Origin of the sequence: Sphingomonas sp., assembly GCF_017304635.1 — a bacterium.
Taxonomy (GTDB): Bacteria; Pseudomonadota; Alphaproteobacteria; order Sphingomonadales; family Sphingomonadaceae; genus Sphingomonas.
In genome coordinates, this window is record NZ_JAFKMA010000001.1 from 1,111,491 (window position 1) to 1,127,664 (window position 16,174).

At 69.3% G+C, this 16,174-nt stretch carries 19 protein-coding genes and 1 tRNA gene; 2 read left to right on the forward strand and 18 right to left on the reverse strand.

The features are described 5' to 3' along the window. Positions 1-109: 109 nt before the first annotated feature. Entirely contained in the window at positions 110-2,053 is a 1,944-nt protein-coding gene (locus J0I47_RS05650; protein ID WP_294045471.1) for a potassium transporter Kup, read from the reverse strand. 117 nt (positions 2,054-2,170) lie between these two features. Beyond that, positions 2,171-2,614, reverse strand: coding sequence for an Lrp/AsnC family transcriptional regulator (locus tag J0I47_RS05655; protein WP_294045472.1), 444 nt, complete (start codon positions 2,612-2,614; stop codon positions 2,171-2,173). A 125-nt stretch (positions 2,615-2,739) separates the two neighbouring features. On the opposite strand from J0I47_RS05655, the gene ald reads away from it, so the two are divergent. Continuing rightward, entirely contained in the window at positions 2,740-3,846 is a 1,107-nt protein-coding gene (ald, locus tag J0I47_RS05660) for an alanine dehydrogenase (RefSeq protein ID WP_294045473.1), read from the forward strand. Positions 3,847-3,882: 36 nt separating this feature from the next. Next, positions 3,883-4,101 (forward strand): DUF3072 domain-containing protein, encoded by a 219-nt coding sequence (locus J0I47_RS05665; protein ID WP_294045475.1) that lies wholly within the window; start codon positions 3,883-3,885, stop codon positions 4,099-4,101. A gap of 27 nt (positions 4,102-4,128) precedes the next feature. On the opposite strand, the gene J0I47_RS05670 is transcribed toward J0I47_RS05665, so the two are convergent. From J0I47_RS05670 to gspG, 16 genes are all read right to left on the reverse strand, one after another. Then, the gene (locus J0I47_RS05670) at positions 4,129-4,764 is read right to left on the reverse strand and encodes a tetratricopeptide repeat protein (protein WP_294045889.1); all 636 of its coding nucleotides are present in this window, start codon (positions 4,762-4,764) and stop codon (positions 4,129-4,131) included. Further along, entirely contained in the window at positions 4,764-5,129 is a 366-nt protein-coding gene (locus J0I47_RS05675; protein ID WP_294045890.1) for a cytochrome c-type biogenesis protein, read from the reverse strand. Before J0I47_RS05675 ends, J0I47_RS05670 begins: the two co-directional genes overlap by 1 nt. A gap of 140 nt (positions 5,130-5,269) precedes the next feature. Then, on the reverse strand, positions 5,270-5,797 hold the full coding sequence (locus J0I47_RS05680) for a redoxin family protein (RefSeq protein ID WP_294045477.1): 528 nt from the start codon (positions 5,795-5,797) through the stop codon (positions 5,270-5,272). Then, the gene (locus J0I47_RS05685) at positions 5,794-7,740 is read right to left on the reverse strand and encodes a heme lyase CcmF/NrfE family subunit (RefSeq protein ID WP_294045479.1); all 1,947 of its coding nucleotides are present in this window, start codon (positions 7,738-7,740) and stop codon (positions 5,794-5,796) included. Before J0I47_RS05685 ends, J0I47_RS05680 begins: the two co-directional genes overlap by 4 nt. Then, the gene (gene ccmE / locus J0I47_RS05690) at positions 7,737-8,171 is read right to left on the reverse strand and encodes a cytochrome c maturation protein CcmE (RefSeq protein WP_294045481.1); all 435 of its coding nucleotides are present in this window, start codon (positions 8,169-8,171) and stop codon (positions 7,737-7,739) included. The genes J0I47_RS05685 and ccmE overlap by 4 nt, the downstream gene beginning before the upstream one ends. 106 nt (positions 8,172-8,277) lie before the next feature. Continuing rightward, positions 8,278-9,012 carry a heme ABC transporter permease CcmC gene (gene ccmC, locus J0I47_RS05695; RefSeq protein ID WP_294045482.1) on the reverse strand — a complete coding sequence of 245 codons (735 nt, stop codon included), beginning with the start codon at positions 9,010-9,012 and terminating at the stop codon, positions 8,278-8,280. Between the two features lie 508 nt (positions 9,013-9,520). Continuing rightward, positions 9,521-10,573: a Glu/Leu/Phe/Val dehydrogenase dimerization domain-containing protein gene (locus tag J0I47_RS05700; RefSeq protein WP_294045484.1), complete on the reverse strand. Its 1,053-nt coding sequence runs from the start codon at positions 10,571-10,573 to the stop codon at positions 9,521-9,523. A gap of 91 nt (positions 10,574-10,664) precedes the next feature. Continuing rightward, positions 10,665-10,741 (reverse strand) — tRNA-His (locus tag J0I47_RS05705). 158 nt (positions 10,742-10,899) lie between these two features. Beyond that, a complete protein-coding gene (gene gspN, locus J0I47_RS05710; protein ID WP_294045485.1) occupies positions 10,900-11,619 on the reverse strand; it encodes a type II secretion system protein N in 720 nt (239 codons plus the stop codon). Then, positions 11,616-12,089 carry a type II secretion system protein GspM gene (gene gspM / locus J0I47_RS05715; RefSeq protein ID WP_294045487.1) on the reverse strand — a complete coding sequence of 158 codons (474 nt, stop codon included), beginning with the start codon at positions 12,087-12,089 and terminating at the stop codon, positions 11,616-11,618. Before gspM ends, gspN begins: the two co-directional genes overlap by 4 nt. Beyond that, positions 12,086-13,183, reverse strand: a complete 1,098-nt coding sequence (gene gspL / locus J0I47_RS05720; RefSeq protein ID WP_294045488.1) for a type II secretion system protein GspL — start codon at positions 13,181-13,183, stop codon at positions 12,086-12,088. Before gspL ends, gspM begins: the two co-directional genes overlap by 4 nt. Further along, positions 13,180-14,157 carry a type II secretion system minor pseudopilin GspK gene (gene gspK / locus J0I47_RS05725; protein ID WP_294045489.1) on the reverse strand — a complete coding sequence of 326 codons (978 nt, stop codon included), beginning with the start codon at positions 14,155-14,157 and terminating at the stop codon, positions 13,180-13,182. The genes gspL and gspK overlap by 4 nt, the downstream gene beginning before the upstream one ends. Then, positions 14,147-14,773, reverse strand: a complete 627-nt coding sequence (gene gspJ / locus J0I47_RS05730; RefSeq protein ID WP_294045491.1) for a type II secretion system minor pseudopilin GspJ — start codon at positions 14,771-14,773, stop codon at positions 14,147-14,149. Before gspJ ends, gspK begins: the two co-directional genes overlap by 11 nt. After that, on the reverse strand, positions 14,770-15,189 hold the full coding sequence (gene gspI, locus J0I47_RS05735; protein ID WP_294045493.1) for a type II secretion system minor pseudopilin GspI: 420 nt from the start codon (positions 15,187-15,189) through the stop codon (positions 14,770-14,772). The genes gspJ and gspI overlap by 4 nt, the downstream gene beginning before the upstream one ends. Continuing rightward, positions 15,182-15,664: a GspH/FimT family pseudopilin gene (locus J0I47_RS05740; RefSeq protein WP_294045494.1), complete on the reverse strand. Its 483-nt coding sequence runs from the start codon at positions 15,662-15,664 to the stop codon at positions 15,182-15,184. Before J0I47_RS05740 ends, gspI begins: the two co-directional genes overlap by 8 nt. Then, entirely contained in the window at positions 15,665-16,168 is a 504-nt protein-coding gene (gene gspG / locus J0I47_RS05745) for a type II secretion system major pseudopilin GspG (RefSeq protein WP_294045495.1), read from the reverse strand. It lies immediately after the preceding gene. Positions 16,169-16,174 lie beyond the last annotated feature (6 nt).

Consider the following 16,174-nt stretch of genomic DNA (forward strand, 5'->3'; position numbering starts at 1 on the left):
CCCCGCGAAAGCGGGGACCCATCTCGAGGACTTTCAGCAGACACGACCGCAGTGATCGAGGCTATCGCGGGAGATGGGTCCCCGCTGTCGCGGGGATGACGGCGGAGGTTCAAATCTCCACCTGGCTCCCCAGTTCGACCACGCGATTGGTCGGCAGGCGGAAGAATTCCATCGCGCTTTCGGCGTTGCGCAGCATCCACGCGAACAGCTTCTCGCGCCAGATCGCCATCCCCGGCTTGGCCGACGGCAACAGCGTCTGCCGCGCGAGGAAGAAGCTGGTGTCCATCATCTTGAACTTCTCACCGCAATTGCCGACCAGCTTCAGCGCGGCGGGCACGTCCGGCTCCTCCATGAAGCCGTAGCGCAGCACCAGCCGATGGAAGCCGTGGCCGAGATGATCGAGCGCGAAGCGGTCACCCGGCGGCACGTATGGCACGTCGGCGATCTTTACCGTCAGCAGCATGATCCGCTCGTGCAGCACCTTGTTGTGCTTGAGGTTGTGGAGCAGCGCGTGCGGCACGCCGTCGGCCGACGATGTCATGAACACGGCGGTCCCCGGCACGCGGCTGGCGTGAGTCGCGGCGGACTGGATGAAGACCTTGATCGGCATCGCCCCCTCGCGCATCCGCGCCATCATCAGCTGCCGCCCCTTCGACCAGGTCGTGAGGATGGTGAAGACGACGAACCCGACCAGCAGCGGGAACCAGCCGCCATCGGGGATTTTGGTCAGGTTGGCGGTCAGGTAGGCGCCGTCGACCAGGAAGAACAGGCCGAGCAGCGGCGCCGCCGCCCATTTCGGCCAGTGCCACAGCCGGAACAGCACTACGCCGAGCAGGCAGGTGTCGATCGTCATCGCGCCCGTCACCGCGATCCCGTACGCGCTGGTCAGGTTCGACGAGGTGCGGAAGAACGCGACCAGGATCAGCACCATCGCCAGCAGCATCCAGTTGATGAGCGGGATGTAGATCTGCCCGGCGGTGGACGCGCTGGTATGCTCGATGCGGAGCCGCGGCACGAAGCCGAGCTGGATCGCCTGTTGCGTGACCGAGAACGCGCCCGAGATCACCGCCTGCGACGCGATCACCGCCGCCGCCGTCGCCAGGAACACCAACGGCAATTGCAGCATGTCCGGCGCGAGCAGGTAGAACGGGCTGCGCAGCGCCGCCGCCCCGTCGCGGGTCAGCAACGCCGCCTGCCCCATATAATTGAGGATCAGCGCCGGCAGGACGAAGAACAGCCACGAAATCCCGATCGGCCGCCGCCCGAAATGGCCCATGTCGGCATAGAGCGCCTCCGCCCCCGTCACCGCCAGCACCACCGAACCCAGCGCCAGGAACGCGCGGTGCGGCCCGGCGATGAAGAACTCGATCGCATGGTGCGGCGACAGCGCGCCGAGCACGCCGGGCGTCTTGACGATGCTCAGGATGCCGAGCGTCGCGATCGTCGCGAAGTAGAACAGCATCACCGGTCCGAAGAACAACCCGACCTTCGCCGTCCCCTGCTTCTGGATCGTGAACAGGAAGATCAGGATCGCGAACACGATCGGCAGCACCCAATGGCCCAGGCTCGGCTGCGCGACCGCCAGGCCCTCGACCGCCGACAGCACCGACACCGCTGGGGTAATCATGCTGTCGCCGTAGAACAGCGACGTCGCGAACACGCCGAGCAGGATGATCCCCGCGGTCCAGCGCTTGGTCTTGGTCCGCCCCGACACGAGCGCGAGCAGCGCGAGGCTGCCCCCCTCGCCCCTGTTGTCGGCGCGCATGATGATCGCGACGTACTTGATCGTCACCACGATCATCATCGACCAGAACATCAGGCTGGTGACACCGAGGATATGGGTCTGGTCGAGCGGCAGTTGGTGGTGCTCGTTCGCGAACGTCTCGCGGAACGCGTAGAGCGGGCTGGTGCCGATATCGCCGAACACGATGCCGACCGCGCCGATCGCCAGCTTGACCAGACCGTCATTGCCGTGGCCGTGCGGATGCCCGGCGGGAATCGCATCCTCCCGCCCCGCCGGCAACGCATTGTCTGGGTGAGTCGCCGCGCTCATCGCACGGCCGCAAGGAAGGTCATGACGACCGTATTAAGCCCCTGTTCAAATTGGCGGCGCGGTAGCACTCCGCACGAACGCCCGCAACGACCATTGGATGCATCGGTACGCTCTCGATCACGGCCGCCTAATCACCTCGCGGATGACGAAATGCGACGCCAGCCGCGTGACGCCGGGCAGCCGCGACAGCGTTTCGCGGTGGATGCGTTCGAAACTGTCGTCGCGCGTCACCTCGACGTGGAGCATGTAGTCCGCCTCCCCGCTCATCAGGAAACAGTCGCGAATCTCCGGCACGTCGAGAATCTCGCGCTCGAATGCGGCCATCGTCTCCTGCCGCTGATCCTTCAGCGTCACGTTGACCATCACCACGGTGGGGCTTCCGCGCGCCTCGCGCGACAGCACGGCGCGGAACCCGGCGATCAGCCCGCGTTCGCGCAGGGAACCGACCCGGCGATGCGCGGCGCTGGCGGACAGGCCGACCTTCTCACCCAGTTCGGCGCTGGTCAGGTCCGAATTGGCGATCAGCTGGCCGAGGATCCTGCGGTCGAGCGCGTCGAGCATCGCATCGCGTTAGCAGAGCAACCGACGCGATAAAATCCCGATCGAGCGCCGCCAGGCGGATATTTTCGCACACCTCTCCCGCCCGATCGGCGGTATTTGCTCGGACAATTCACAGGAGAGCGAAAATGCGAGTCGGTGTCCCCAAGGAAATCAAGAACCACGAATATCGCGTCGGGCTGACCCCCGCCTCGGTCGCCGAGCTGGTCCATGCCGGCCATGAAGTAATCGTCGAGACCAACGCCGGCACCGGCATCGACTTCGACGACAGCGCCTATACCGACGTCGGCGCGCGCATCGTCGCGACCGCCGCCGACGTGTTCGACCAGGCCGAGATGATCGTGAAGGTGAAGGAGCCGCAGGCGAGCGAGATCGCGATGCTCAAAGGCCACCACCTGCTGTTCACCTACCTCCACCTCGCCGCCGACAAGCCGCAGGCGGAGGGCCTCATGAAGTCGGGCGCGACCTGCATCGCGTACGAGACGGTGACGGATCGAAAGGGCGGCCTCCCGCTGCTCAAACCGATGAGCGAAGTCGCCGGCCGCATGTCGGTCCAGGTTGGCGCGCATTATCTGGAAAAGGAACAGGGCGGCCGCGGCGTCCTGCTCGGCGGCGTGCCGGGCGTGGCCCCGGCCAAGGTCGCGATCCTGGGCGGCGGCATTTCCGGCGTGAACGCCGCGCAGATGGCGGTCGGCATGCGCGCCGACGTCACGATCTACGACATCTCGAACGATCGCCTGGCCGAGCTCGACATGTTCTTTTCGAGCCAGATCAAGACCGAATATGCGTCGAAGGCGGCGATCGCGGCGGCGGTCAAGGACGCCAGCCTGGTGATCGGCGCGGTGCTGGTGCCGGGAGCGGCGGCACCGAAGCTCGTCACGCGCGAGATGGTCAAGACGATGAAGCGCGGATCGGTGCTGGTCGATATCGCGATCGACCAGGGCGGCTGTTTCGAGACCAGCCACGCGACGACGCACGAGGACCCGGTGTTCCTGGTCGACGACGTGATCCACTATTGCGTCGCCAACATGCCGGGCGCGGTCGCGCGCACCTCGGCGTTTGCGCTCAACAACGCGACGCTGCCGTTCGCGTTGCAACTCGCCAATCTGGGTGCGGAAGCGGCGATGAAGGCGAACCCGCACCTCGCGGCGGGGCTCAACGTCTACAAGGGCAAGATCGCGTACAAGGCGGTCGCCGACGATCTCGACCTGCCCTACCAAGCCTGGAACGGATAAGGAACAAAGGCGTTGGTCGCCGGAAAGGAATGTCCCGTGACCGACGTCAATCCGAAAGACCATCCGACCGGCAATGCCGAGAAGGATCCTGACGACTGGACCACCGGCGATGAGCCGATGACCGGCGCGCAGGCGAGCTATCTCAAGACGCTGAGCGAGGAAGCCGGCGAGGATTTCGACGAGTCTCTGACCAAGGCCGATGCGTCGAAACGGATCGACGCCTTGCAGGTGAAGACCGGGCGCGGGGTGGATTGAGGCGCCCTCGGGTTCGATCGGCCCGGATTATTGCTGGCTGAAGCGCGGGTCGGCCAGGATGCGGTCGAGCAGCGCCAGCCGCGCCGCGATCGCGATGCGATAGCTCGCCTTGGCCGGTGTCAACGCCAGCGCCCGCGCCCAATACGGCCGCGCCTTCGCGAACTCCCCGGCGCGCAGATAGGCGTTGCCGAGGAAATAGGGCGGCCCGGGATGCTGCGGCGCGATCGTCATCGCACGCTGGAACGCGAACAGCGCCGCCGGCGACACCATCGCGTGGTCGTGCAGCGCGATGACGTTGCCGAGCTCGCTCCACAGCCCGAAATCGTTCGGCAACGCGCGCAACGCGCCCGCCAACACGCCGGCCGCGAAGGTCGTGTCGCCCTCGCTCAACTGCGCGTCGGCGATCGCGAAATAGGCCGATTCGGTGCTGAAGCGGCCGTACAGATCGTCGCGCATCTGCGTGTAGGCGGGCGGCGGCGGCAGCTTGACCGCGTCCGCCTCCGCCGGATGCGCGGCGAGGTCCGGCTCGCCCTGCCACGCATAGCCCGCCGCCCCCAGCATCAGGAACGTCGCCACCAGCGTCCACAACGTCCGCGGCACGCGCAACACCAGCAACAGCGCCGCGACCGTCGCGATCAGCAGCACCAGCGTCAGCCAGCCCATCACCGCACCCTCCGCCGAAAGCTCGACCGTGCAATCCACGCTCCCACGACCAGCAGCGCGATCGGCGCGAGCCACAGCGGCCAGGTCGCGCCGTCGAGCGGCGGGTCGTAGCTGATATAATCGCCGTAGCGGCCGATCAGCCAGTGACGCACCTGCCCCGGCGTCTCGCCCCCGGCGATCCGTTCGCGGATCAGGCTGCGCATCGTCCCGGCGATCGGCGCCTGGCTATCGGCGATCGACTGGCCCTGGCACTCGACGCAGCGGATCGTCGTCATCAGCGCTCGCGCCTGCGCTTCCTGCGCGCGGTCGGGAAGCTGGGTATCGGCGAGCGAAGTTTGCGCCAGCGCCGGCGTCGCGAACGCCATCAGCGCCCCAACCCAAACCGTCACCCCGGCCTTGTGCCGGGGTCCACTACGCCGCACGCTCTTCGCTGGAGCTTCTTGCCACGTCTCTTGCCGCTTGGTGGATGCCGGGACGAGCCCGGCATGACGGAGCAGGAAACCCGTCACTTCGCCGCCTTCCATGCGCGGAGGATGTCGGCGACCTGATCGTCCTGCAGGTTGCTGACATACTGGCGCACGATCCGGCCCTTGCCGTCGACCAGGAACGTCTCGGGCACCCCGGCCGAGCCCAGCGTGACCTGAACCCGGCCGCCGGCATCGTTGCCGATCCGCTGGAACGGATCGCCGTAGCGCGCCAGGAAATCGCGCACACCGTCGGGCGTGTCGTTGATCGCGATTCCATCGATCGGCACGCCGGCGGCGGCCAGCTTCGCCAGCGCCGGCGCTTCCGCCCGGCACGGCACGCACCAGCTGCCGAACACGTTGATGAGCCGCGGTTGCCCCCCGCCATAGGCCGTCCGCGCGACGCCGGGCTTGGTCGGCAACATCGCGGGCAACGCGAAATCGGGCAGCGGCTTGTCGGTCAGCGCCGAATGCACCGTGCGGCTCGCTGGCCGCAGCAGCCCGAACCCGACCAGCGCGAACAGCCCGGCGAACAGCACCAGCGGAAGCCACAGCAACGCGCGCCTCATGCATAGCCCTCCTCGTCCGCCAGCCGCCGCCGCGTCCGCCGCGCGCGCCACCACCGCCCGAGGATCGACAGCGCCCCGCCCAGCGCGACCAGCCCGCCGCCGGCCCAGATCAACGTCACGAACGGCTTCCACCACAATCGCAACTGGTATCCGCCTTGCCCGTCCGCCTGGCCGAGCACGGTGTAGAGCTGGCCGTCGAGCATCGTGCGGATCGCCGATTCGTTGGTGGTGGTCGGCGGGTTGGCGAAGAAGTGCTGTTCGGGCGACAGCGTGAACGCGTCACCCTCGCCCCGCGTCACCGTCAGGTCGGCGGCCAACCCGGAGAAGTTCTGCGCCACCACCGGGCGCAGTCCGGCCAGCCGGACGCGGAACGGCCCGACCGCGACGGGATCGCCCGGCCGCACGACCACCAGCCGCTCCTCCGTGAACGCGCTGTCGCAGGCGATCCCGGCCAGGCTGACCGCAATGCCGACATGCGCCACGACCATGCCCCAGATCGTCAGCGGGGTGCGACGCCAACTGCGCCCCCACAACGGCGCGACGCTCGCCACCGCCAGCCCCGCCGCCAGCGCCAGCCCGAGCAGCGGCAGCACGCCCGCGCCCCAGGCGAACGGCACCAACACGATCAGCGCGATCCCGAACGCCGCGACCGGCGGCGTCATCCGCCTGAGCAGCGCGCTCGCCTCGTCGCGCCGCCACCGCAGCAGCGGCCCCGCCGCCATCACCGCGACCAGCACCAGCGCGACCGGCCCGATCGTCTTGTCGAAGAACGGCTTGCCGACCGACAGCTGCACCCCGAACCCCGCCGCGACCAGCGGGTAGAGCGTCCCGATCAGCACGATCCCCAGGATCACCGTCAGCAACAGGTTGTTGACCACCAACGCGCCTTCGCGGCTGAGCGGCGCGAACAATTTGCCCTGCCGCACCGTGCCGATGCGCAGCGCGAACAGCGCCAGCGCCCCGCCGATATAGATCGCCAGCAACGCCAGGATGAACGCCCCGCGTTCCGGGTCGACCGCGAAGGCGTGGACGCTGGTCAGGATGCCCGATCGCACCAGAAACGTGCCGATCATGCTCATGCTGAACGCGACCACCGCCAGCATGATCGTCCACGCGCGCAACCCGTCGCGCGTCGCCAGCACGCTGACCGAATGGAGCAACGCGGTCGCCGCCAGCCACGGCATCAGCGAGGCGTTCTCGACCGGATCCCAGAACCACCAGCCACCCCAGCCGAGCTCGTAATAGGCCCAGTAACTGCCCGCGGTGATCCCCAATGTCAGGAACACCCACGCCCCCAGCACCCAGGGCCGCATCGCCCGCGCGAAGGCCGGTCCGACGTCGCGCGTCACCAGCGCGCCGACCGCGAAGCTGAACGCGATCGAGATACCGACATAACCGACGTAGAGCGTCGGCGGATGGAAGGCGAGGCCGGGATCCTGGAGCAGCGGGTTGAGCCCCTCGCCGTCCGGCGGTGCCGGGAACATGCGGGCGAACGGGTTGGAGGCGACCAGCAGGAACGCGTAGAAGCCCGCCGCGATCGCCGCCTGCGCGCCGATCGTCGCGATCAGCGTGCGCTCGGCCAGTTGCCGCTCGAACAAAGCGACGCCCGCCCCGGCCAGCCCTAGGATCGTCACCCAGAGCAGCATCGACCCCTCGTGATTGCCCCACGCGCCGGCGAGCTTGTAGATCAGCGGCTTGGCCGAATGGCTGTTCTCGACCACCAGCTTGACCGACATGTCGCTGTTCGCGAACACCAGGATCAGGCACAGCATCGCCAGCGCGACGAGGAACCCCTGCGCGATCGCGACCGGGCGGACGGCGCGGGCGAGGTTTGCGCCCAGGGGCGAACGCGAGGATCGCACCGCCCCCACCGCCAGCACGGCCTGCAACGCCGCCATCGCCGCCGCCAGCCACAGCGCCGCCAGACCCAGTTCCGCGATCATCGCTCGAGCGTCTTCGTTTCGTGCATCTTGCCCGCCATTTCGGGCGGACGGTATTTCTCGTCATGCTTGGCGAGCAGATTGTCGGCGACGAAGCTGCCGTCGCGCTGGAACTGCCCCTCGGCGACGACGCCCGATCCTTCGCGGAACAGATCGGGCGGGATGCCCTTGAACGTGACCGGCGTGGTCGCCGCGCCATCGGTCACGACGAAGCTGAGCGTGACGCCGTCCGCCGCTTTCCTGAGCGAGCCGCGCTCCACCATCCCGCCGAGCCGCACGCCCCGCCCGAGCGGTAGGCCGTCCTTCTTCACGTCGCCTGGCGAATAGAAATAGGCGGCCTGATCCTTCAGCGCCGACAGCGCGAGCAGGCTCGCCGCAATGACCGCCAGCACGGCCAGGCCGACCAGCCACATCCGTTGGTGCTTCGGTTTCACTTCGGATCGCGCTCCGCCGCGCGCATCGCCCGCCACGCGCCCAGCACGAGCGCCGCCGTCGCCGCCAGTGTCAGGCCATAGGCGGCCCCCACGAACCACCAATGATTCATGCCGGCACGTCCGCCGCCATCCGCCGCAGCCGCGCCTCGCGCTTCTCGGTTGCCAGCACGCTCCGCATCCGCATCAGCACGACGGCGGCGAAGATCAGCGTGAACCCGGCCAGCGTGAACCACAGCGGCCACAGCATCGACCCGTCGATCGTCGAGCTGGTCAGCCCGATCGACTCGCCCTGATGGAGCGAATTCCACCACACCACCGAATAGCGGATGATCGGCAGCAGCACGCTTCCCGCGATGCCGTAGATCGCCGGGATGCGCCCGTCGCCGCCCTGGTCGGCGTCCGCCCGCGCCAGCGCGATATAGGCGAGATAGACGAAGAACAGCAGCAGCATCGAGGTCAGCCGCCCGTCCCATTGCCACCACGTCCCCCAGGTCGGCCTCCCCCAGATCGATCCGGTCGCCAGGCACAGCAACGCGAACAGCGCCCCGGGTGCCGCGATCGCGCGCGCCGCGACCCGCGCCAGCGGGTGACGCCAGATCAGGTACACGATGCTCGACGCCGCGATCCCGCTCCATCCCGCCATGCCGAGCCATGCGGTCGGGACGTGGATGTAGAGGATGCGGACGCTGTCGCCCTGGAGATAATCGGGCGGCGTCTGGGTCAGCCCGGCCCAGCATCCGAACAGCGCCAGCACGATCCCCGGCCACAGCAACGCCGGCGTCAACGGACGCGCGAGCCGCAGGAACCGGGCGGGATTGGCGAGGGCGTGGAGGCTGGGCACGATTGCAGGCCGCGATAAGCTAAAGTCGCGGCGGCGTCACGCCCACGATGACGATGTCACGCGCTTTCAATGTAGGACTTGGCGTGACACCGTGCCGGCCGCTCTTTCTCATCGTCGGTCGCCATCGTCACGGATCCGAGACGTACGGACAGGAAGCCGCTTGCGGCGGGGCGGGCTCTCGGACGGATCGGCGTGACGGATCGGCCAAACCGAACGTCACCCCGGCCTTGTGCCGGGGTCCACCAGGCGGCTTTCCACGGCGCGAGAAGATCCAGAGATGCGCGAGCGGCTCGGTGGACCCCGGCACGAGGCCGGGGTGACGGTATCATCCACGCAACCGCCGATGAATGTCGATCGGCCCTGGCTGCGTCGCGACGAGCCGCCCGGTCACGGCCGTCGATTTCGTCAAGCCTGGCCTGCGCGGGACGCCGCTACCCTCGTCAACTTCGTCAAGTTTGGCCCGTGCCGGACGCCGCTACCCTCGTCAATTTCGTCAAGTTTGGCGCGCTCAGCCGCGCCCGATCAGCCGCCGCGCCATCGCGTCGGCGACGTCGGACGACGGCTGGCCGGTGCGGTCGCTCTCGTCCCACACCGCGACCAGCCGCTCGGGAATCCGCGCGATCCGTGCCTCGACCTCGGCGCGGTCGCCCTGGCCGAGATATTCGAGCCCGACATTGATGATCCCGCCCGCGTTGATGACGTAGTCGGGCGCGTACAGGATGCCCCGCGCGTGCAGCGTCGCGCCGTCGGCCTTCGTCGCCAGCTGGTTGTTCGCGCCGCCCGCCACGACCCTGGTGTCGAGCGCGGCGATCGATTCGGCGGTCAGGATCGCGCCGAGCGCGTTGGGGCTGACGATGTCGGCCTTGCGCGCCAGGATTTCCTCGGTCGGCGCGGTGTCCGCGCCCAGCTCGGCGGCGAGCGCCTTCGCCTTGTCCCCATTGACGTCGGCGAGAGTCAGCTTGGCGCCGTCCTTCGCCAGCAACCGCGCGAGCCCGCCGCCGACGCTGCCGACGCCCTGGATCGCGACGTGCACGCCGGCCATCGTGTCGGCGCCCAGCGCGCGCTTAGCCGCCGCCTTGACGCCCTGATACACGCCGCTCGCGGTGAACGGACCGGGATCGCCGCCCGCCCCGCCGGCCGCGACCGGCAGGCCGGAGACGTAGCGCGTCCTGGTCGCGATCACCTTCATGCTCGCCTCGGACATGCCGACATCCTCGGCCGTCACGTAGCGTCCGCCGAGCGAATCGACCGCGGCGCCGAACGCCTCGAGCTGCGCGGGGCTGATCGCCTCGCCCGGCCGCGACGCCAGCACGACGCCCTTGCCGCCGCCCAGCGGCAGGTCGGCCATCGCATTCTTGTAGCTCATCCCCCGCGACAGCCGCAGCGCATCGGTGATCGCGCCGTTGGCGTCGGCATAGTGCCAGAAGCGCACCCCGCCCGCCGCCGGCCCCAGCGCGGTCGAATGCACCGCGATCACCGCTGTCAGCCCGCTGGCGGGATCACGAAACAGGTGTACCCCTTCGTGATCATCGAAATCGGGCAAATCCCACACCGCGGCCATCGTCGTTTCGTCCTCAAAAGGAAATTACGAGGACGCGTATTATTGTTTCGCGACCGCGAAGGCCAGCCCGGAAAACGCAAGGATGGGAAAATGGGGCGACCGACGGGACTTGAACCCGCAACTTCCGGCATCACAAGCCGGCGCTCTAACCAATTGAACTACGGTCGCCGCGAAGTGCCGGCCCCTAGCGGGCGTCGGGGTGGCCGGTCAAGATGGTGAGCATGGATCGGCGTAGCCCGTTGGCGGTGCCGGCCCGCTCCCCCACCCGACCGCCCATATGATACTGCCGTTGGGCGGTCGGGTGGGGGAGCGGCCGGCACCGCCCATCAGAAGCGCCCTTCGATCCGCAGGCTGTAGCCGCCCCCGCTGGGCTGGAACCCGGCCCCGGCCAGCGCCGCCGCGGCGGCGGCATCGGCGGGGCGCGCGGTCAGCGTCGCGCGATACTTGCCGTCAGCCTCGATCGACACGGCGATCGATTCGGTCTGCGCCTGGCTGGCGAGCGGCACCAGCAGCGTCCCGCCCGAACACCGCGCCGTACCGCTCAGCGACGGCGGCAGGGTCAGTTGCGGCATGGTGCTGGCGATCAGCGCGGTCACCTTGCCCTCCGCGCTCGCGCAATTGCCGTCGCGGAAATGGACGCTGACGTCGTCGAACCGCAACGCCGCGATCGGCAGCGGCGCGAACGCGCTGCTGGCGGGGAGCGTCGCGGTCACGTCGTCGACGCCGAAGGTCGACCGGCTGACGCTCAGCGCCCCGCGCAACGCCTGGTCGCCGCTGGTTCCCGCGCCCGCCACGTCAATCCGCGCGCGGCCGATGGCGAGCTGGAGCGGCGACAGCCCGGCGTCGAGATCGCCCAGCGCGATGTCGCCGTAATGCGCGTCGTTGAGCCCGCCCGCCCAGACCGGTCCGGTGACCTCGCGGGCGCTCAGCCCCTGCGCCCCCATGTCGATCAGCCCCAGCGCCAGCCGCAGCGGGAACAGCACGATCAGCGCGACGACGACCATCGCGAGGAACAGGACGGGGCGCCGGGTCGTCAGCCGGATCATGCGACCGTCGTCCGGAACGTGATATCGGCGGCGACCGTGCGATTGCCGCTGTCGGTGATCGCCAGCCGATCGACCAGCACCCCCTGCCCCTCCAGCCCGCCGATCCAGGCGAGCAAGGCGCCACCGCGCGCGGAATTGATGTGGACGTGCAGCTTCGCCCCTTCCGGCGCGACGCTGTCGAGCGTCAGCCCGGCGGCGCCGGCCGATTGCCGCACGATCGCCTCGATCGGGCCGGCCGCCGCTTCCGGGCGCGTCCGGCGCAGCGCTCGCACGGCATCGACCTGCGCACGCGTCTGCGCCAGCCGGATCGCCGCATCGGCGTTACGCTGCCGCGCCGACGACAGCGCCTCGGCGATCGGCCGCGACAGGCCCCAGACGAGCGTCACCGCGGCCAGCCCGATCATCGCGAGGATCAGCCATTTCTCGCGCCGGCTGCGGCCGTCGAACCAGGGACGGAACGTGGCGATCATCGCGGGCTCACCGTCAGCACGCCGGTGATCCGCCCGGCACTGCCGGTGAAGGTGCCGGCGTCGGCGACGAAACCGACCGCGGCCAGCCGGTTCTGGACATCGGCGATCTGGCCCTGGCTCTGCACCGCGAGATTGACACGCAACCGGCCGCTCGCATCGAACGCCATCCCCGTGACCTCCGCTCCCGGCACCGCCGCGACGGCGGCGGCGACGCTGGCGGCGGTCTGGCTGAACCCCGCGCCGCCACCGCGCAGCCGCGTCAGGCGATCGGTCAGCTGCTGCCCGGCATCGGTCACCGTCACGCCACGCGGCAGGCCCTGTTCCGCCAGCGCGTCGGCCTGCGCCTCCAGCGACGAAGCCGACAAATTGTAGCGCAGGATCTGCACCAGCGTGATCGCCAGCGTCACGCACAGGATCGCCGCGCCCAGCCACGCCAGCCGCCGCACCAGCAGCCATTCGATCGCCGCGCGCTGTTGCAATGCGAATGCGCCCTGCCGCAGGTCGAGCGCCGGGTCGGCGACGGCCGCCGCCACCGACGCCTCCAGCGCGGCCCGGTCGAGCGTCGCGACCGGGGCATCGCCGACGATCATGTCGGTCAGCCCCGGCTCCTCGGCGAACCCGCTCGACGTGCCGCGCAGCACGCGGCCATCGCCCAGGTCGCCGACGACATAGCCCTCGTCGGGGCGCGGCAGGAGCATCGGCGCGGGGATGATCGACCGCGCCACGAAACCGGCATTCGCCAGCAGCGCCAGCCATTCGACCATGCGAACGTTGGCGACGACGCCGATCGGCGACGCGACCACGCCTTCCTCCCGCCCAACCGCGACGTGCAGGTCGCCGAGCGGCGTGACGCTCGCTTCCGCCACCAACAGCCGGGCGGCGGCGATCGCCTGTGCCAGCGAGCGATCGGGCAAGTCGGCCCAGTGCAGCGTCACCGCGTCGGCGGGCGCGATCGCGACGATGCGCGTCTCCGCCGGCTGGTCCGGGCTCGGCAACCCCTCTCCACTGGCGGCGAGGGCGCTGTCCCGCGCGAGCAGCCAGCGCCACGGCGCATCCGGCGCGGCGGGCAGGAACAAAGCAAGCGTGTCGCTCATTCGCCGTCGCTCCACACGCGCCGCACGATTCGCGTCGGCAGGCGGCGGGCATCGACCAACGCGATCTGGCGCAGAGCGATGCGGCCGAGCGAGACGTCGCTGGTCACCCGAAACCACTTCGTCGTGACCGACGTGGTGGCGGCGGCATCGCCGGCATTGGCGCTGGCGAGCGGACCGCGGCTCCAGAACTCGCCCGCGCTGCTCCAGCCGAGCGGCGGTCGCGCCGCCAGCGCCTGGCGAACCTGATCGATCGAGACGCCACCCGGAGCCATCGCCGCGATCAGCGCGGCACGCTCGGGTTCGATCGTGTTCACGTTGATCGGTGCGGGATCGGTGTTGGGCAGCGCGCAGACATATCGGCGCAACCGGGTGTAAGCGTCGGGCGTGACCCCGGCAACGGCGCGGATCTCGCTCGCATCGACCATCATCGTGTTGGCGGTGCGATAGGCGGGCGTGCGGCCGGCATAGACCGCATCCTCCGCACCGCCGGGATTGGGGCTGCCGTCGCTGTCGATCCAGTCGGCGGTCGCCGCGGCGATACCGTCGCTGCCGGGGACGCCGATCAGAGTGAGCAGCCGCGCGAACTGCATCACCGCAGCGGGGCGCGTCACGTAATTGCCGTTCGGGTCCACCGTGACCAGGCTGTTGAGGTTGAAGCAATTGCCGGCATCGCGCACGCGTGCCGTCGCGATGCCGTCGGGGATCGGCAGCGGAAACGGCGTGTCGCTCCATCCGCCCGCCAGCGACACGCGCGACGGGTTCTGCTTGAGCACGGTATCGATCTTGACCAGCGCCATCGTGCCAGCGGCATCCGCCCAGGCGCGCGCCTGCGCCATCGACACGGCATTCGCGCCTTGCCGCGTCGCCAGATTGAGCCGCTCGAGCGTCGCCGCCGCGACCGCGCCGACCACCGCGACCAGCAACAGCACGGTCAGCAGCGCCGCGCCGCGCTCGCCTGGGCGATCAGCCCGCATTGATCGCCCCCGCGTTCACCGGATTGCCCGTACCAACCGCGAACATTTCGCGAAAGACCGTCCCGTCGCTTCGCGTGATCGTCAGTTCGATCGCGTCGGGCAGCTGCGTCCCCGGCTTGCCCTGCCAATTGTCGGTCCAGGCACCGCGCAGGCGATAGCGCAACGCGACGCTGGCGACGCGCGACAGCATCGCCGCCGGCGGCAACGGTCGTGCCCCGTCGAGCATCGGATAGGCGATCCGCCCGACCGTGCCGTCGTCGCCCAGCACATATTCGACCTTCTGCACGTCGGCCCGCGCCGCGCCGTCGATATTGTCCCAGCCGCCCCGCACCAGCCGCAGGAACGACGCGCCGTTGCCACCCTCCAGCGCGGGACGGACGTTACCGCCCATGTCGCGTGTCGTGCGCGGCATCGCCTGGGCAAGATCGCCCGCCAGGACGTTGTCGAACCGGTAGAGCGCGGCGATATCGTCGAGCTTGCGATTGGCCACGCCCTGCGCCCGCACGCTGAACGCGAGCAACGACGCCCCGGCCGCCGCGAGCAGACCGAAGATCAGCAGCGCGATCAGCATCTCGACCAGCGTGAAGCCGTTGTGGGCGGGGCTACCGTCGATCACCGTCCCGCTCCTGGCGTCGCGGTCGGCAGAGGAGCCGGCGTCGGCACGGGCATCGGCGGGCTGTCGCGCACCATGGTCAGCTTGGCGGCGGTGCCGGCGGCATCGGCGACCGCGACGTCGATCCGATAGACGCGATCGCCGTCGCCGAGCGGCGACACGATCCGTGTCCAGCGCCAGGAACGCCCGCCATTGGTCTCGCTGCCCTGTTCCGTCCCCAGCACCGGCACCCGGGCCGAGGTCATCGCCTCGACCGCGACGTTGCGCGCGACGATCCCGGCGAGTTGCGACCGGTCGAGCGCCGCCGCCCCGCGAAAGCTCGCCCCTTCCAGCCGGATCAGCGCCAGCGCCGCCAGGCTGAACACCGCCAGCGCCACCATCATCTCGACCAGCGTGAAGCCGCCGCTGCGCTCAGCCATCGACGCGCACCACGCCGTTCGCACCGATCGACACGCGCACCGACTGTCCTTCGCGGCGCAGTTCGATCCGAAGCGGGCGGTCGGCCATGCCGGTCGCGTCGAACACCACCCGGTCGCGGCCGTCGCTCGTCGTCGGCACCGCCGCGACGCCGTTCGACCATTGCGCGACCCGCAGCGGCTTGTCGTCGATCGGTTGCCAGCGTCCCGCCACGCGCTCGTCGAAGCCATAGCCGGCGGGGGTCACCCACACGCTGACCGGACGCGCGCCGACGATCGCGGCGTCGTGCGCTGCTTGCGTACGTGCCGCGAACCGCTCGGCATTGTCGCGGATGCGCCCGCGCGGATCGGGCATCGCGAGCACGACCGCGCCCGCCGCCAGCGCGACGATCACCAGCACGATCATCAGTTCGACCAACGTGAAGCCGCGTTGCGCGAAACGGCGCGTCGATTCGACCGAGGCGCCGACGCGCGTCACCTACTGCCAGCTACCGATATCGGCATTGGGCCCCTCGCCGCCTTCCTTGCCGTCGGCGCCGAGCGACCAGACGTCGAACGCGCCGTGCTGGCCCGGTGAGGCGTAAAGGTAGGGGTGACCCCACGGATCCTTCTCGATCTTCTTGATATAGCCGCCGCGCTGATACGCCGAGGGATCGGCGAGCCCGGCCGGCGGCGACACCAGCGCCTGCAACCCCTGGTCCGTCGTCGGATAGCTGCCGATCTGTAGCTGATAGGCGTTCAGCGCGCTTTCCATGGTCGAGATGTCGGCCTTCGCCTTGGTCACCTTCGCCTTGTCGCCGAACGGCACGACGTTGATGACGACGATCGCCGCGAGCAGGCCGATGATGACGATCACCACCATCAGTTCGACCAGTGTGAAGCCGCGTTCGGCGGAACGCCCAAAAGACGTGAAGCCGTGTTCGGCGGAACGCCCAAACGACCTGAAGCCCTCCTCATCGCCTCGATTTTTTCGATTACGCATGGTCAC